Genomic DNA, 15956 nt, shown 5'->3' on the forward strand with positions numbered 1-15956 from the left:
GGGCGACCGCAGGGAAACGGGCGGAAAGCGTGGAAATCCCGCGCGGAAGCGCACGCGCACCGCCACGCGCGGCGTGCCTGCACGAAAATCTGCGATGATGCGCCCCTCTTCCCTTCGCATCCATGCACGACCATGCCCAAAGCCGCCCCCACGCTGCGCCAGCGCAAGATCTTCGCCCTCACCCGCATCCTCGGCGGCCTCGTCGCGGCCTGCTACCTCGGCTACGTCGTCATCGCGAACCTCGCCAGCGGCATGCCCTTCGACAGCAAGCTGATGTTCACGGCGCTGGTCGCGGCAGCCGGATTCGGCTATGCGGCCTGGTATCTGCGCGATCTTTCCGCGGTCGCGCGTGAGGAACGCGCGCAGGGCGTAAACGGCAACGGCGGCGCGAAGGGCTGAGCCTCCGCACCGCCGTCGGCGCGCCGGGTTTCCCCGGCGCGACCAGCCCGCATCAGCGCGCCGGCTGCTTCTCCGCAACGTAGGGTTCGTGCAGTACCACCGGCTTGACCGCGCGCTTGCGCATGCGCAGGTTGAGCATCTCGACCAGCACCGAAAAAGCCATCGCCGAATAGATGTAGCCCTTCGGCACATGGTGGCCAAAACCTTCTGCAATCAGCACGACGCCCACGACCATCAGGAAGGACAGGGCCAGCATCTTCACCGTGGGGTGGTTGGAGACGAAATTGCCGATCGGCGCCGACGCTACCATCATCAGGCCGACCGACGCGACCACTGCGGCGATCATCACGGTCAGATTGCTCACCATGCCGATCGCGGTGATGATCGAATCGAGCGAGAACACCAGGTCGATGACGATGATCTGCATGATCACGGCAGTGAAGGTCGCCTTGACGGCCGAGGAGGCCTCGCCCTCCTCGCCTTCCATCAGCTGATGGATTTCGCCGGTGCTCTTCCACACCAGGAACAGGCCGCCACCCAGCAGGATCAGGTCGCGCGCCGAAAAACCATGGCCGAACAGCTCGAACAGCGCCTGGTTGAGTCCGGCGAGCCACGCGAGAATGGACAGCAGCGCGAGGCGCATGAACATCGCGAGGAACAGGCCCAGGCGCCGCGCAAACGCACGCCGCTCGGGTGGCAGCTTGTCGACGAGGATCGAGATGAAGATGATGTTGTCGATGCCCAGCACCAGCTCCAGCGCGGTGAGGGTCAGGAAGGCGACGATGAGTTGCGGGTCGGTGAGGAATTCGATCATGGCGGGTCATCAAACGGATAATCCCGTTATATAGCATGCTGCCGGCAAGAAACGCGAATTGCGCAACCGCAGCAAAGCTTCCGTAATTCCTGATTGACGGTGGCCGGCACGCAGCGGGACTGGGGATTAGCGCAGGCGGAGCCGACCGCGGCAGCATAATCACCGGAAATACCCGCGCTATCACCATGGAGGTAGGGAACAGGGTATGCTTGCGGGTTTCTCACCTGCTGCGCCTGGACCGAGATTCAGTTGGCTGCCTTGTCGATCCGCTCCCTCCGCCTGCACTTGACGCTCGCACTGATCGCGAGCGTCGCGATTCCCGCATCCGCGGCCGAATCGCCCTATTTCGAGGAGCTGCCGCTGGTGCTGAGCGCGACGCGCCTGCCCCAGCCCCGGCACGAGGTGCCCGGCGCGGTGACGGTGATCGACCGCGAGCTGATCGCCGCGACCGGCTATCGCGACCTCGCGCGCGTGCTGCGGCTCGTACCCGGAATGCAGATCGGACAGGAGCGCGGGCACGCGCAGTGGGTGACCTACCACGGCCTGTCGAGCGATTACCCGACCGAAATGCAGGTGCTGGTCGACGGCCGTTCGGCGATCAACGGCAGCGCCTTCGGCGGTGTCGACTGGACTGCCCTGCCCCTCACGCTCGACGAGATCGACCGCATCGAGGTGGTGCGCGGGACGAATGCGACGAGCTACGGCGCCAACGCCTTCCTCGGCATCATCAACATCATCACCCGCCACAGCGTCGAGGACCCCGGACTGCGGGTGGACCTGCGCGCGGGCGACGACCGCATCCGCGACGCGACATTCACCTGGACCGGCGGCGGGGACCCGATGACCCTGCGCGCGAGCGCGGCCACGCAGCGGGACGAAGGCTTCGACGGCCTGCACGACACGCGCCGCACCGACACCTTCTCCCTGCGCGGAGACCTGCAGATCGGCGCCGATGACGCCCTGCTCGTGCGGATCGCGAGCAACGCCGGGGTGCGCGGCGAGGGCTATCAGGGCTCGGTGTTCGACAACAACGGCACTCGCCACAGCAGGCACCACAGCCACAACCTCCATCTGCAGTGGCAGCACAACGAGTCCGCGGACACGGAGTGGCTGCTCAACTACTACCGCAATCACGAACGAGCGCGCGAAGCGTGGCTCGCGAGCGCGCCGCCAATCTTCCCGGCAGTGCCGCTCAACCGCAAGCGCGAGAGCGTGCGCGACAGCATTGGCATCCAGCGGCGCAGCACCCCCGCCCCGCAGCTGCAGCTCGTGTGGGGGCTGGAGGCCCAGCGCGAGGATGTCGACGCACCCTTCCTCTATTTCAGCGGCAACCCCGACCCCCAGTACCTGTATCGCGGATCCGGGAACGTCGAGTGGCGCGCGCTGGACGACGTCACGCTGAACCTGGGGGGCGCGGTGGAGCGGTATTCCGGCGGGAAGACGCACTTCAGCCCGCGCGTCTTCGCCAACTGGCAGGCGGCCCCCGGACATACGCTGCGCGCCGGCTATTCCCGCGGCCTGCGCCAGAACAACGTGTTCTCGCGCTACGCGGACATCCGCGCGATCGACCCGGCGAGCGGCCGCGAACTGGTCCGCCCCTACGTGCCCAATCCCGACCTCGAACAGACGCGCGTCGGCGCCCGCGAAATCGGCTACTTCGGCCGCTTCGAGACCTGGAACACGATGCTGGACGTACGGGTGTTCGAGGAGAATATCCACGACTTCGTCGTGCGCGTGCCGCAGCCGGATCCCGTTCCGGCGCCGCTGCTGTCGTCCTTCCTCGGCTCCACGCGCTACGAAAACCTCGACTCCGCCGTGCGCCTGCGCGGCATCGAATACGAGCTGTCGACACGCCCGCGGCCGGGCACGGAGCTGCGTGTCGCGCACGCCATCCTCGACCGCGACAGCCGCAGCGCCGCGATCGAGGACCGCAGCGCCCCCTACACCGCGGCGGTGAGCTGGATCCAGGACTGGGGCGGCGGCTGGAAGAGCATGCTCAGCGTGATGCGCATGGGGCCGCTCGCCGGCGGCGACGGCTATGTGCCGCGTTACCGCTTCGTCGCCCGGCCCTACACGACGGCTGATGCGAACATCACCTACACGACCCGCGTCGCAGGTCACGCCGTGCAACTGGGCCTCACCGCGCAGAACATCGGATCCCGTCACCAGGAATTCGCCGATCGCAGCCAGCAGGCCGCAAGCGGCTCTGACGACCCGGTGAACCGGGTTTGCCCGACCGCCTACCTCTCGCTCAGCATCGCGCTGGAGCGCGGCAAACGCCCGTGACCGCCGCAGCGAAGGCCGAGCTTCGTCCTTATCCTGAGGGGCAACCCTGCCCGATCGATGCGATCGCCGTGACCGTCTTCCGCGAGGACGCGGGCGGACTGCGGCTGCGCTTCGAACTCGTGGGAAAACTCGATCGGATCGCCGTCCCCGGCCCGCGCGCCGCGCGGATGGCGGACGGGCTGTGGGCGCACACCTGCTGCGAGGCCTTCGTCGCCATCCCCGGCAACCCGGCCTACCGCGAGTTCAACTTCTCGCCCTCCGGCGAATGGGCGATCTACGACTTCGATGCCTACCGCGAGCGCAGTGCGCCCGGGATGGTCCCGCCCGCCCCCCTCATCGCGTCGAGGCTCGCAGCGGACCGGCTCGTACTGGACGCCACGCTCGACGCAGCGGCCCTTCCCCACGGCTTGCCGCTCGAGCTCGGGCTCACGACGGTCGTCGAAAGCCTCGACGGCACGTTATCCTATTGGGCCCTGCGCCACCCCGGCGCCCGCCCCGACTTCCACCTGCGCGACGCCTTCACGCTGACCCTGGCTCGGCCCTGAACGCGGCGCAAACGTCCCGCACACTATGACCGCATCCATCCGGTTCGGCCTCGACCGCCTGCTCGAAGACCCCGCGCTGCGCCGCCCGCTCGCCGGCCGCCGCGTCGCCCTGCTCGCCCACCCCGCGTCGGTCACGCGCGAACTCACGCATTCGCTCGACGCGCTTGGCGCCCTGCCCGACATCACGCTCAGCGCCGCCTTCGGGCCGCAGCACGGCCTGCGCGGCGACAAGCAGGACAACATGGTCGAGTCGCCCGACTTCATCGACCCGGCACACGGCATCCCGGTGTTCAGCCTGTACGGCGAGGTGCGCCGGCCGACCGACGCGATGATGGACACGTTCGACGTGCTGCTGGTCGACCTGCAGGATCTGGGCTGCCGCATCTACACCTTCATCACGACGCTGCGCTACGTGCTTGAAGCCGCCGCGCGCCACGGCAAGGCGGTGTGGGTGCTCGACCGCCCCAACCCCGCCGGGCGGCCGGTCGAGGGCCTTCTGCTGCGCCCCGGCTGGGAAAGCTTCGTCGGCGCCGGACCGCTACCCATGCGCCACGGCCTGACGATGGGCGAGCTCGCGCGCTGGTTCGTCGCGACCCTGAAACTCGACCTCGACTGCCAGGTCGTCACGATGGACGGCTGGCAGCCGGACGCGGCGCCCGGCTACGGCTGGCCGCTGGGCGAGCGCAGCTGGGTTAACCCGAGCCCCAACGCGCCCAACCTGTCGATGGCGCGCGCCTACGCGGGCACCGTGATGCTGGAAGGCACGACGCTGTCGGAAGGCCGCGGCACGACGCGCCCGCTGGAGCTCTTTGGCGCCCCCGACATCGACGCACGCGCGATCCGCGCCGAGATGCAGCGCCTCGCCCCGCACTGGCTCGCCGGCTGCGTGCTGCGCGAGTGCTGGTTCGAACCGACCTTCCACAAGCACGCCGGCAAACTGTGCAGCGGACTGCAGATCCATGTCGAGGATCCGGCCCATTACGACCACGCCGCGTTCCGTCCGTGGCGCCTGCAGGCGCTCGCCTTCAAGGCGCTGCGTGCCCTGCAGCCCGACTACCCGCTGTGGCGCGATTTCCCCTACGAGTACGAGCACGACCGCCTCGCGATCGACCTGATCAACGGCAGCGAGCTGTTGCGCCGCTGGGTGGACGATCCGGCCGCGACGCCGGCCGACCTCGACTCCCTGACCGTCCCCGACGAGGGCGAGTGGACCGCGGCGCGCGAACCCCTCCTGCTGTATCGCTGAACGACGCAACGCGGCGACACGGCCCCGGATCGCCGCACCGCAGCATCGAGTATCAGGCTTTCCGCACGCCGCTTTGTAACTTTCCCTGAGTGAACTGCGCCGCAGCGCAGCAAATCCCCAATGCCGTCGCCAGCCGGCGACAACGCAAAGGCCGCGCCACACGCGGCTTTCGGCGCGCAGGCCGGCCTGTCCGTCGCTTCGCGGCGACGCTTTTGCGCCCGCGCGCCCCTCCCCAGCCATGCCAATGGCTTCAACACGCTGATACAAAACACTTTTCCATGACTGGCCCGCCGCTTGCAAAGTGGCGAAGGTGTTCTGCGTTCCCCGCAGGATCCCCCAGGATGGAGAAACAACGTGCTAACCAAACGCCTGATCTGCGCCACGCTCGCGCTGAGCGTGCTGGCCCCGCTGGTCGCCGCCGCCGCCGGGGCCTTCACGCCCGTCGCCCTCGACTCCCAGTCGCAGCGCGCCACGGAACCCGAACCGGACGCGAACTACGTCTTCGGCCTGCTCGACCGCAACAGCGACAGCCGCATCGACGGCGACGAAGCGCGCGCCTCGGCGCCGCTGGTGAAGTACTTCGGCGACATCGACACCGATTCCGACGGCAAGATCAGCCGTCCCGAATGGGTCGCCTATTTCCAGCACATGGATCCGCGCACCTGAGCGCTGCGCCCGCCCCCTCATCGCATTCCTGACCCCGAACGCGCGGGCGCTTCCGAGCGCGTAAGTCGCCTTCCCGCAACGTCGCATCCTGCCGCGGCCCCGTCGCGGCAGCTACAATTCGCAACGAGATGTTGCGCCGGCCCCGCGGCGCGGCACGACCGCCACCGGAGCGAATGCGATGAACGACGCCCTGCGCATCTTTGCGTGCAACTCCAACTGTCCGCTGGCCGCGGAGATCTGCGACACGCTCGGACTGGCGCTGAGCCCGCTGGAGATCTCGCGCTTCTCGAACGACAACCTGCACGTGCAGATCCGCGACAACGTGCGCGAGCGCGACGTGTTCGTCGTGCAGTCCTTCACCGAGCCGGTGAGCGACCACATCATGGAGCTGATGATCACGCTCGACGCGCTGCGCAGCGCCTCGGCGCGGCGCGTGACCGCGGTGATCCCCTACTACTCCTACGCGCGCTCCGACAAGAAGGACGCCCCGCGCATCTCGATCACCGGGCGCCTGATCGCCGACATGCTGCAGACCGCGGGCGCCAACCGTGTGCTGACGATGGACCTGCACGCCGACCAGGTGCACGGCTTCTTCTCGGTGCCGGTCGACCACCTCACCGCGATCCCGACCATCGCCGAGCACTTCCGCCGCCACCACGACCTCGCGCACATGGTCGCAGTCGCGACCGACGCCGGCGGCGCGAAACGCGTCGGGCGCTTCTCCGAGCGCCTGGGCATCCCGATGGCGATCATCGACAAGCGCCGCGTCAGCGACACCAACGTCACCCACGGCGAGGTCGTCGGCAACGTGAAGGGGCACGACGTCGTGATCTTCGAGGACGAGATCTCGACCGGCGGCACGCTGCTGTCGACGATCGGCACGCTGAAAGCCGCCGGCGCACGCTCGATCCACGTCGGCGCCGTGCATGCGGTGCTGTGCGGCCCGGCGATCGACCGCCTGCGCGACGCGCCGATCGAGTCCATCGTCGTCACCAACACCGTGCACATGCCGCCGGGCAAGCGCCTGGACAAGATCACCCAGCTCACCGTCGCGCCGCTGTTCGCGTCGGCGATCGAGCGCATCCACAGCGGCGAGAGCGTCGGCGCGCTGTTCGAGTAGCGTCGTACCGGCTCAGGCCGTCCGATTCGCCGCCAGCCAGGCCTCGTAGCCACCCCTGAGCGGTCGCGCCGCGGCATAGCCGAGCCCGGCCAGCACATGTGCGGCACGCACCGCGGTCGCATCGGCGGGGCACGCGCACATCGTCACGATGGGCCGATCGCGCGGCCAGTCGCCCACGACGTCCATCAATCTTTGCACATCCGCCGTGCGCGCCCCCCGCCACCGGCCCGGTCTCCGCAACCATCGTCGCGCTGCGCAGGTCGAGCAGCAGCGGCGGCGTGTCGGATGCGAGTGCCTCCATCAGTTCCAGCGGCGTGACATGCGGGATCGCGGCGAGCTTCTCGAAGCGGTAGCGCTGCCACAGCTTCCAGGCGATCCATCCGCCCAGCGCAAGCGCCAGCCCGACGATCATCGTCGAACCGTGGCGACTCATCGCCGCGAGCGCGCTCTGCAACTCGTCGCGCAGCCACCAGCCGGCGAGAATGGCGCCCCCCGCCCACAGCGCGGCCCCCGCTGCGGCCGCCGCGAGGAATCCCGGCAGCGGCATGCGCAGCGAACCGGCGATGGGCGGCGCGACGGTCGAGAAACCCGGCACGAACTTCGCAACGACCAGCGACCACACGCCCCAGCGCATGAAGCGCGCCTCGGTCTGCGTCACGCAGGAACCGGGATTGAGCGACAGCCGGCACAGGCCGGACAGCACGCGATAGCCGAAGATACGCCCGGCGAGATACCACACCCAGTCGGCGACGACCGAGGCACCCACCGCCGCAGCGAGCATCGCGCCCGCCTGGCCGGAGCCCGCCGCGAGACTGCCCGCGACCAGCAGCGTCGGCACCGCCGGCACCGGCAAGCCCAGCTGCTGGAGCAGCACATTGACGAACACGACCCAAACGGCGTCGCGCTGGATCGCTTCGGTGATCTGGCTGAGATCCATCACGCCCCTCCCGGCGTCGCCGGGGAGCTCCAAAAGGAAAGAACCACGATTCTCTCGCGAAAACCGTGGTTCCGTATCTCAGCCGGGAGGAAACGGCGCGAGAATGTGCGGGCTCAGCGCTCGGGGTCGCCCTTCAGGCCACGCACGAAGGCCTTGCTGCCGTCACGCACGGTGTGGCCGATCGTAATGCCGGTGCGCTTCATCACGTCCCAGGTCACGACGGCCGCGTCGCGCGCGGTGTGGCCGACCGCCTTGCCGGCGTTCCCGGCCGCATGCCCCACTTCCTTGCCGGCATCGCGTGCGCCGGTGCCGATGTCGTGCATCGTCGAGCCGACGCCGTGGCCGACGTCCTCGGCCGTCGTCGTGCCGCGGGAATCCTGCGCATGGCCCGGCGAGGTAGCCACCACGCCCGCCGCCAGCAGCATGCCGGCGAGGATGGCAGCGGTGGAGGCCGGTGTGCGAGACCGGCCGGATCGGATGCTTGCTTGCATGATCGGGTCTCTCCTGTTGTGGAATCTGCTCGGGCACCACGTTCCTCCCCCTTCAAGTCTAGGCCAGCACCCGACCTCCCGGGGTAAGCACGCGTAACGCCCCGAAACGCTTACAGCAGCGGAGCGAGCCAGCGCGCGGCCTGCTCCGCCGTCATGCCGGTGCGCTTCGCCCAGTCCTCGAGCTGATCGCGACCGATCTTCGGGATCGCGAAGTACTGCGCCTGCGGATGCGCGAGGTAGAAGCCGCTGACCGCGGCCGCCGGACTCATCGCGAAGGATTCGGTCAGCGTCATGCCGGCGTTCCTTGGCGCGTCGAGCAGATCGAACAGCGCGCCCTTCGACGTGTGGTCCGGGCAGGCCGGGTAGCCCGGTGCGGGGCGGATGCCACGGTATTGCTCGCGGATCAGCGCGTCGTTGTCGAGCGCCTCGTCCGCCGCGTAACCCCAGAATTCCGTCCGCACGCGGCGGTGCAGCCATTCGGCGCAGGCCTCGGCCAAACGGTCGGCGAGGCTCTTCAGCATGATCGCGTGGTAGTCGTCGTGCGCGGCCTCGAACTCGGCGAGCTTCGCCTCGATGCCGATTCCGGCCGTCACCGCGAAGGCACCGGCGTAGTCCGCAACGCCCGAATCCTTCGGCGCGACGAAGTCGGCGAGGCAGTAGTGCGGCTTGTCCGCCGGGCGCTCGTGCTGCTGGCGCAGGCCGTGCCAGCTCATCAGCGGCGTCGCGCGAGCCTCGTCGGCATAGAAAGCGATGTCGTCGCCGACGCGGTTCGCGGGGAACAGGCCGAACACCGCACGCGCCTGCAACCAGCCCTCGGCGACGACTCTTTCGAGCATCGCCTTCCCGTCGTTGAAGACGCTGCGCGCGGTCTCGCCGACGACCTCGTCGTCGAGGATCTTCGGGAAGCTGCCGGCGAGATCCCAGGTCTGGAAGAACGGACCCCAGTCGATGAAGGGGACGAGCTCCGCCAGCGGCACGTCGAGCGCTTGCACGCCGAGCACGTTCGGCCTGGTCGGCACATAGCCCGGCACGCCATCCCAGCGGAACGCGTTCGCGCGCGCCGCTTCCAGGCTCACGAGCTGCACGCCCTTCTTGTTCGCATGCTGTGCGCGGATCTTGTCGTAGTCGGCAGCGAGCTGCGTCTTGAAGTCCGCCGCGCCACCTTCGGACAACAGCGCCGTGACGACGCCGACCGCGCGCGAGGCGTCCGGCACGTACACCACCGGCTGCCCGTAATGCGGCGCGATCTTGATCGCGGTGTGCGCACGGCTCGTCGTCGCACCGCCGATCAGCAACGGCACGTCGAAGCCCTGGCGCTGCATCTCGGCCGCGACGTGGCTCATCTCTTCGAGCGAAGGCGTGATCAGGCCCGACAGGCCGATCGCCTGTGCGCCGTGCTCGCGCGCGGCGTTCAGGATCTTCTCGGCCGGCACCATCACGCCGAGGTCGATCACCTCGTAGCCGTTGCAGCCGAGCACGACGCCGACGATGTTCTTGCCGATGTCGTGCACGTCGCCCTTCACCGTCGCCATCACGATGCGGCCCTTGGAGCTCGCGCCGGTCCGCAGCTTCTCGGCCTCGATGTAGGGGATCAGGTGCGCGACCGCCTGCTTCATCACGCGCGCCGACTTGACCACCTGCGGGAGGAACATCTTGCCCGCGCCGAAGAGGTCGCCGACGACGCTCATGCCCGCCATCAGCGGGCCTTCGATCACTGCGAGCGGCGGCTTGCCTGCGGCTTCGAGCTGCGCGCGCACCTCCTCGGTGTCGGCGACGACGAACTCGGTGATGCCCTTCACCAGCGCGTGCGACAGCCGCTCCTCGACCGACAGCGCGCGCCACGCGAGATCCGGCCCGGCATTCTTCGCCTTGCCTTCCTTCACCGACTGCGCGAACTCGACCAGCGCCTCGCCCGCACCCGGGTGGCGGTTCAGCACCACGTCCTCGACCTTCTCGCGCAGCGCGGGTTCGAGGTCGTCATAGACGCCGAGCATGCCGGCGTTGACGATGCCCATCGACAGGCCGGCCTTGATCGCGTGATACAGGAACACCGTATGGATCGCCTCGCGCACCGGGTCGTTGCCGCGGAAGCTGAAGGACACGTTCGACACGCCGCCCGAAGTCTTCGCGTACGGCAGGTTGGCCTTGATCCACGCGACGGCATTGATGAAGTCGACGGCGTAGTTGTCGTGCTCCTCGATGCCAGTGGCGATCGCGAAGATGTTCGGGTCGAAGATGATGTCTTCGGGCGGAAAGCCGATACCGACCAGCAGATCATAGGCGCGCTTGCAGATCTCGGTCTTGCGCGCATAGGTGTCGGCCTGGCCCTTCTCGTCGAAGGCCATCACGATCACCGCCGCGCCGTACTGGCGGCACAGCCGCGCCTGGCGCAGGAACTCGGCCTCGCCTTCCTTCATCGAAATCGAGTTGACGACGCCCTTGCCCTGGATGCACTTCAGGCCCGCCTCCATCACGCTCCACTTCGACGAGTCGAGCATGATCGGCACGCGCGAGATGTCCGGCTCGGACGCGATGAGCTTGAGGAAGCGCTCCATCGCGGCCATCGAGTCGAGCATCGCCTCGTCCATGTTGATGTCGATGACCTGGGCACCGTTCTCGACCTGCTGGCGCGCGACCGCCAGCGCGTCGTCGAAGCGGCCTTCGAGGATCATGCGCGCGAAGGCCTTCGAACCGGTGACGTTGGTACGCTCGCCGACGTTCACGAAGAGGCTCTCCGCGCCGACATTGAAGGGCTCCAGGCCGGACAGGCGCAGCTTCTTCTCGACTTCCGGCACCTTGCGCGGCGCGAGATCCGCGACGGCGTCAGCGATCGCCGCGATGTGCGCCGGCGTCGTGCCACAGCAGCCGCCGACGATGTTCACGAGGCCGGACGACGCCCATTCGCGGATGTCGGTCGCGAGCTGCTCGGGCGTCTCGTCGTAGCCGGTCGGCGACAGCGGGTTGGGCAGGCCGGCGTTGGGGTGCGCGGAGACGTGCGTATCGCACACGTGCGACAGGTCCTCGACGTACTGGCGCAATTCCTTCGCGCCGAGCGCACAGTTGAGGCCAAAGGAGATCGGCCGCGCGTGCGCGAGCGAGTTCCAGAAGGCTTCCGCGGTCTGGCCCGACAGCGTGCGGCCCGACGCGTCCGTGATCGTGCCGGAGATCATCACCGGCACGCGGCGATCCATCTCGGCGAGGAGCTTCTCGACCGCGAACACCGCCGCCTTCGCGTTGAGCGTGTCGAAAATCGTCTCGATCAGCAGGATGTCCGCGCCGCCTTCGAGCAGGCCGCGCGCCGAGTCGTAGTAGTCGTCGACCAGCGCGTCGAACGTGACATTGCGGAAACCCGGGTCGTTCACGTCGGGCGAGATCGACAGCGTGCGCGAGGTCGGTCCGAGCACGCCAGCGCAATAGCGCGGCTTCGCCGGGTTCTGCGCCGTGTATTCGTCGCACAACTCGCGCACGAGACGCGCGCCGGCGACGTTGATCTCGTAGGCGAGCTCCGCCAACCCGTACTCGGCCTGCGACACGCGCGTGCCATTGAAGGTGTTGGTCTCGATGATGTCCGCGCCAGCGTCGAGGTAGGCGCGGTGGATGCCGGCGACGACGTCCGGGCGCGTCAGCACCAGCAGGTCGTTGTTGCCCTTGAGGTCCTTCGGGTGAGCCCGGAAGCGCTCACCGCGGTAGTCCGACTCGCCCAGCTTGTGCTGCTGGATCATCGTCCCCATCGCGCCGTCGAGGATCAGGATGCGGCGGGCGAGAAGGTCGCGGATTTCGTTGGAGCGGTCGGCTTGCATGGTTCTACCTCGGTCGATTCAAACACCGGGCGGAAGCCGCAGGAGCGCACAAAAGCAAACGGCGCGGCAAACCCCGGTGGTGGTTTGCGAGCGCCGTTGTTCGGTTGCCGAGCCTGGCCCGTCAGTTCGGGTCGCAGCGCTCCTCGGCAAGCGCGTGATTCTATGGAATTTTTCCGCCGGTGCCAAGCCGGCACCTCGGGCGGTCACATCAATGCCGTTCCTGCGGCTCCGCCTGCGGATACTGTCGATACCCGGTCGCATTCGTAGGGCGGGAGGAACGAAGTGGATCCCGCCATGTCGGACGCGGGAATCCGCCTGGCCGCCGTGTGGCGGGATACGCTGCGCTGCTCCCGCCCTACGCAAGCTCGTCCGATTGCCGGGAGCCGGGAGCCTGCGGTCACATGAGCGGCCGCCAGTAGATCACGCGCGCGCCCTTCGCCCCCCCGCCTCCGCCGCCCGGCCGGTTGGGAAGCAGATTGGATTTGGTCGTCGCGCCAGTGGTACGCGTCAGGACGAACTTGCCTTTCGAAGTCACGACGATCACCGGGCGGCTGGAGAGGACGTCGCCGATGAATTGCCCGCTGGCATAAACTTCGGAAGAGGTCGAACTCTTGGCGATCGCGCCTCCCGTGCCGGCGTCGATCATCATCAGCCAGCTCGAGCCCCCCTTGCCGCAGATTTCGCGCGTCGGAACGTTCACGGTGAACACGAGGACACCGGAGGCATCCAGCGCCGGATTGGTGTTCACGCGTCCGTACTGCATGGGGATATCCCAGTACCAGCCGCGACTCACGCCGGCCTGCAGCGGGTTCGTGGTCAGGGTCACGGTCGTCGCGGTCAGGCTGGCCGTGCCCTGGCACACGAAGGCGCCGTTACCGCCCCCCGTCGGACAACTGCTGCCATTGCTGCCGCGGATGTTCGGCATCGACGGGGCAAGCGCGCTCACGTCGTCGATGACGCCGTACATCGTCTGCGTCTGCGTTGCATGCGCATTCTGGCCCGTCCCCGGGATATCGGTTTCGCCGAGATACTGACCGGTGCCGACATACACGAGGAACTTGTTCGCATCGCCCGCAACCTGACCGACCGCGGGCGCACTCGTGACGGGCTGCGGGGCTCCCGCGCCATCGGTCAATTCCGCGATCTTCACGGCCGTCCAGTTGGCGAGATCGAAGCGCCAGACATTACCCTGCAGGTCACCGCCGTACAGGTAGTACGCGACATCGTCCGCCGCAGCGATGCTCAGGCGCGAAAGGTGGGTAAGCCCTGCCGGCGACGTGCTCGAGCCGACGCCGGTGGAAATCGTCTTCACGATCCGCCCGTCGGCGGGATCCAGCGCCCACACGTGGCCCTTGCCGTCGGCGTTGTTGTAGCCGGACGTGACGAGCACCAGCCAGCCGTCGTTGGGCGTGCGCACGATCAGCGGCGTGCCGAAGCTGAAGCCGCTGCCGGTCGTGGACGGAACCGTCTCCCATTTCACCATCGCCGCCGCCGCGTCCTGCGTGGCCGGGCGGGGATTGGTGACATTCAACGCGTAATAGCCGTTCCCGCCCTTGCCCAACCCGCCGACCAGGAGCGTCCCCGTGAAGCTCGCGGTGCTGACCTGCGCGAGCGCCGGCGTCGCGTCGATGAAATAGCGGTGCGCGTAGTTCGGATCGGTCAAGCGCGACAGCTCGCCGTGCAGCATCTTCGGCACGTAGGCCCACAACTCGTCGCCGCCGTCGTTGTTCAAGTCGTCGCCGCCGCCGAACGCGTGGAGCATGCCGTCGTTGGCGGCCTGGAAGACCACCGGCCCGCTGGCGAAGCTGCCGTACACCGGCTCGGCGTTGATGATGTCGCCGAGCAGGTGCTGCCGAATCCGGAAGGGATTCGTTCCCACACCTTCATTGCTGCGATCGCCGCGGAGGAAGTCGATCACCGGCGCAGTCAGTCCGGTCGCCGAATCGGCGAAATTGCCTGTGGTGAATGCCGCACCGCTCGACCCTTTCAGCGAGACGATCTTGCGGCTGCTCGCGGGGCTCGCGAGTCCGTCGAGCTTCTTCTGCGCCGACCACAGCGCATCCCCGATCGGCAGGCCGGTGGAGAGGTCGAGCGAGTACGCGATGAGGTCGCCGGTCCAGTAGCCGGACTGATACACCGACTCGTAGCCGATGGTGTTCGCGGCGATGCGCTGGCTGGTCACGGCGACGGCTGCCGCGGCACTGTCCTCCTGCGAGGCGGTATTGACGGCGCTGGTGAAGGCGCGGACCAGCTCAGACTGGCTCCCTGCCTTGCCGGACAGGCCGCCTCCCTGCCGGGCGGCTTCGACCAGCAGCGAATCCTTGCGCGGATCCTTCAGCGGATCGGTGAACGCATCGCCGAACGCGATCGTATAGGTGCGGACGTTGTTGGATTTCTTCTCGCCCCGGGGATGCACGATGTCCGGGCGCAGGTCCGTCTCGTAGAGGGCCTGGGCGACGTCGTCGAGAAAATCGCTGCCGTTCGTGCCATACAGGTGCGTTTCGCCGTTTGGCGCGAGATGCCCCGCGTGCGGCGTCCCGCTGTTCGACTTCATGTCGAAACCACTTCCGCACTTGCTCGCGCCACCGCTGTCCGCGTCGTAATCGCACAGGTAGGAGTTGGATGCCGGCGCCCGGTCTTCGGACGAAAGACCGTCGGTCATCAGGAAGGCGTGGCTGCGCTGGCACCAGTAGCCGGTCTGCACCGGAGCCGTCGCGGTGCCCAGATCCAGGAGGCGATGCGGGGCGGAAGTGCCCTGGCGGAAGAATTCGCCGAGGGTTGCCGTACCGCCCGAGCGCAGGCTGAGCGAACCCGTATAGCCCAGACTGAAATACTGGCCGATGTCGGCGAGTGTCTCGGACAAGGGTGCGGCATCGACACTGGCGGCGGCGCTGATTCCGTCGACGCTCGTATTGAACGCGGTAATGTTCAGTGCCTCCACGGCCCGGACCAGCCGTCCGCCATCGCCGCCGTTGTAGGTGACGAGGCCCGCCCTGACACCGCCTCCGGTCGATGACGCCGGGATCGCCGCAACGGCGTCCTTGAGCGCAGCCTTCGCGACGTCGATACGCGTCCTCGTGCCCGGCTTCCGATCGGCCCATTTCGCGGTTTCATATCCGGGCACGGCCGCTCCGCGGAAGTACCAGTTCAGGTAGTGGCCGGAATAGCGCCCGGGCGCATAGATCATCCCGTTCGTGTCGACGAGCAGGCGCACATTCTCATACGTCAGGGTGTCAGCGAAACAGACCTGATTCGTCTTGTTCAGGTCCGCTCCGACTTCGCACGGGGAGGCGTCAGTACAACTGGGCAGCTTGGACTGGTTGCCGACGATCAATCTCACCCGCGGCTGGTTGCCCACGATCGCAACATAAACGACATCCGTGACCGCGATCTGCCGTTCGATCGGGCAGGCATACGCGCCCGAAGTGGCCGAATAGGGCGACTCCGGCACGATGTTCCGCATCGAGCTCGAATTGTCGAGCACGAACATGTAGTTGGGCGGCGCGTTGTTGCCGACCACCATCGGGGAATCGGCGAGGTCCGTCTGCGCCGCCAGCGGCGGGGCGATGCAGGCGACCAGCAGGGCGACGCAATACGACGACAGCGTGGTGATTCGTCGAATCGGCTTGTGCATGACTCTGCTCCAGGAGCG

General features: G+C 67.8%; 11 protein-coding genes and 1 riboswitch. Of the genes, 6 read left to right on the forward strand and 5 right to left on the reverse strand.

Translation table 11 applies throughout. The annotated features are described in order from the left end of the window. The first annotated feature begins 132 nt into the window (after window positions 1-132). Window positions 133-399, forward strand: a complete 267-nt coding sequence (locus AzCIB_RS21545; protein ID WP_050417778.1) for a hypothetical protein — start codon at window positions 133-135, stop codon at window positions 397-399. 52 nt (window positions 400-451) lie between these two features. On the opposite strand, the gene AzCIB_RS21550 is transcribed toward AzCIB_RS21545, so the two are convergent. Beyond that, complete coding sequence (locus AzCIB_RS21550) at window positions 452-1213, reverse strand: TerC family protein (RefSeq protein ID WP_050417779.1); 762 nt, start codon at window positions 1211-1213, stop codon at window positions 452-454. 249 nt (window positions 1214-1462) lie between these two features. Between AzCIB_RS21550 and AzCIB_RS21555 the strand changes: the two genes are divergently transcribed. The 5 genes from AzCIB_RS21555 to AzCIB_RS21575 all read left to right on the forward strand — a co-directional run bounded on the left by AzCIB_RS21555 (window position 1463) and on the right by AzCIB_RS21575 (window position 7076). Beyond that, window positions 1463-3499: a TonB-dependent receptor plug domain-containing protein gene (locus AzCIB_RS21555; RefSeq protein ID WP_157058546.1), complete on the forward strand. Its 2037-nt coding sequence runs from the start codon at window positions 1463-1465 to the stop codon at window positions 3497-3499. Then, window positions 3496-4044: a DOMON-like domain-containing protein gene (locus AzCIB_RS21560; protein WP_050417780.1), complete on the forward strand. Its 549-nt coding sequence runs from the start codon at window positions 3496-3498 to the stop codon at window positions 4042-4044. Before AzCIB_RS21555 ends, AzCIB_RS21560 begins: the two co-directional genes overlap by 4 nt. Window positions 4045-4069: 25 nt before the next feature. Continuing rightward, window positions 4070-5290, forward strand: a complete 1221-nt coding sequence (locus AzCIB_RS21565) for an exo-beta-N-acetylmuramidase NamZ family protein (RefSeq protein WP_050417781.1) — start codon at window positions 4070-4072, stop codon at window positions 5288-5290. 354 nt (window positions 5291-5644) lie between these two features. After that, window positions 5645-5956 (forward strand): EF-hand domain-containing protein, encoded by a 312-nt coding sequence (locus tag AzCIB_RS21570; protein WP_050417782.1) that lies wholly within the window; start codon window positions 5645-5647, stop codon window positions 5954-5956. Window positions 5957-6134: 178 nt separating this feature from the next. Beyond that, complete coding sequence (locus AzCIB_RS21575) at window positions 6135-7076, forward strand: ribose-phosphate diphosphokinase (protein ID WP_050417783.1); 942 nt, start codon at window positions 6135-6137, stop codon at window positions 7074-7076. Here the strand turns inward: AzCIB_RS21575 and AzCIB_RS25090 are convergent. The 4 genes from AzCIB_RS25090 to AzCIB_RS21595 all read right to left on the reverse strand — a co-directional run bounded on the left by AzCIB_RS25090 (window position 7000) and on the right by AzCIB_RS21595 (window position 15938). Continuing rightward, window positions 7000-8013, reverse strand: coding sequence for a DedA family protein (locus AzCIB_RS25090; protein ID WP_232299286.1), 1014 nt, complete (start codon window positions 8011-8013; stop codon window positions 7000-7002). The two genes, AzCIB_RS21575 and AzCIB_RS25090, sit on opposite strands and share 77 nt — an antisense overlap. Before the next feature lie 113 nt (window positions 8014-8126). Further along, window positions 8127-8504 (reverse strand): hypothetical protein, encoded by a 378-nt coding sequence (locus AzCIB_RS21585; protein WP_050417784.1) that lies wholly within the window; start codon window positions 8502-8504, stop codon window positions 8127-8129. 110 nt (window positions 8505-8614) lie between these two features. Further along, window positions 8615-12304 (reverse strand): methionine synthase, encoded by a 3690-nt coding sequence (gene metH / locus AzCIB_RS21590; RefSeq protein ID WP_050417785.1) that lies wholly within the window; start codon window positions 12302-12304, stop codon window positions 8615-8617. A gap of 81 nt (window positions 12305-12385) precedes the next feature. Then, a riboswitch (S-adenosyl-L-homocysteine riboswitch) is annotated at window positions 12386-12455 on the reverse strand. Between the two features lie 246 nt (window positions 12456-12701). Continuing rightward, window positions 12702-15938 (reverse strand): pilus assembly protein, encoded by a 3237-nt coding sequence (locus AzCIB_RS21595; RefSeq protein WP_050417786.1) that lies wholly within the window; start codon window positions 15936-15938, stop codon window positions 12702-12704. Between the last annotated feature and the right edge of the window lie 18 nt (window positions 15939-15956).

The organism is Azoarcus sp. CIB (assembly GCF_001190925.1).
Taxonomy (GTDB): Bacteria; Pseudomonadota; Gammaproteobacteria; order Burkholderiales; family Rhodocyclaceae; genus Aromatoleum.

What these genes read in the sequence shown, in the direction of transcription:
- AzCIB_RS21545 (WP_050417778.1), top strand. Translation starts at nt 133, where the DNA reads ATGCCCAAAGCCGCCCCCACGCTGCGCCAGCGCAAGATCTTCGCCCTC.
- AzCIB_RS21550 (WP_050417779.1), bottom strand. Translation starts at nt 1,213, where the DNA reads ATGATCGAATTCCTCACCGACCCGCAACTCATCGTCGCCTTCCTGACC.
- AzCIB_RS21565 (WP_050417781.1), top strand. Translation starts at nt 4,070, where the DNA reads ATGACCGCATCCATCCGGTTCGGCCTCGACCGCCTGCTCGAAGACCCC.
- AzCIB_RS21575 (WP_050417783.1), top strand. Translation starts at nt 6,135, where the DNA reads ATGAACGACGCCCTGCGCATCTTTGCGTGCAACTCCAACTGTCCGCTG.
- AzCIB_RS25090 (WP_232299286.1), bottom strand. Translation starts at nt 8,013, where the DNA reads ATGGATCTCAGCCAGATCACCGAAGCGATCCAGCGCGACGCCGTTTGG.
- AzCIB_RS21585 (WP_050417784.1), bottom strand. Translation starts at nt 8,504, where the DNA reads ATGCAAGCAAGCATCCGATCCGGCCGGTCTCGCACACCGGCCTCCACC.
- metH (WP_050417785.1), bottom strand. Translation starts at nt 12,304, where the DNA reads ATGCAAGCCGACCGCTCCAACGAAATCCGCGACCTTCTCGCCCGCCGC.
- AzCIB_RS21595 (WP_050417786.1), bottom strand. Translation starts at nt 15,938, where the DNA reads ATGCACAAGCCGATTCGACGAATCACCACGCTGTCGTCGTATTGCGTC.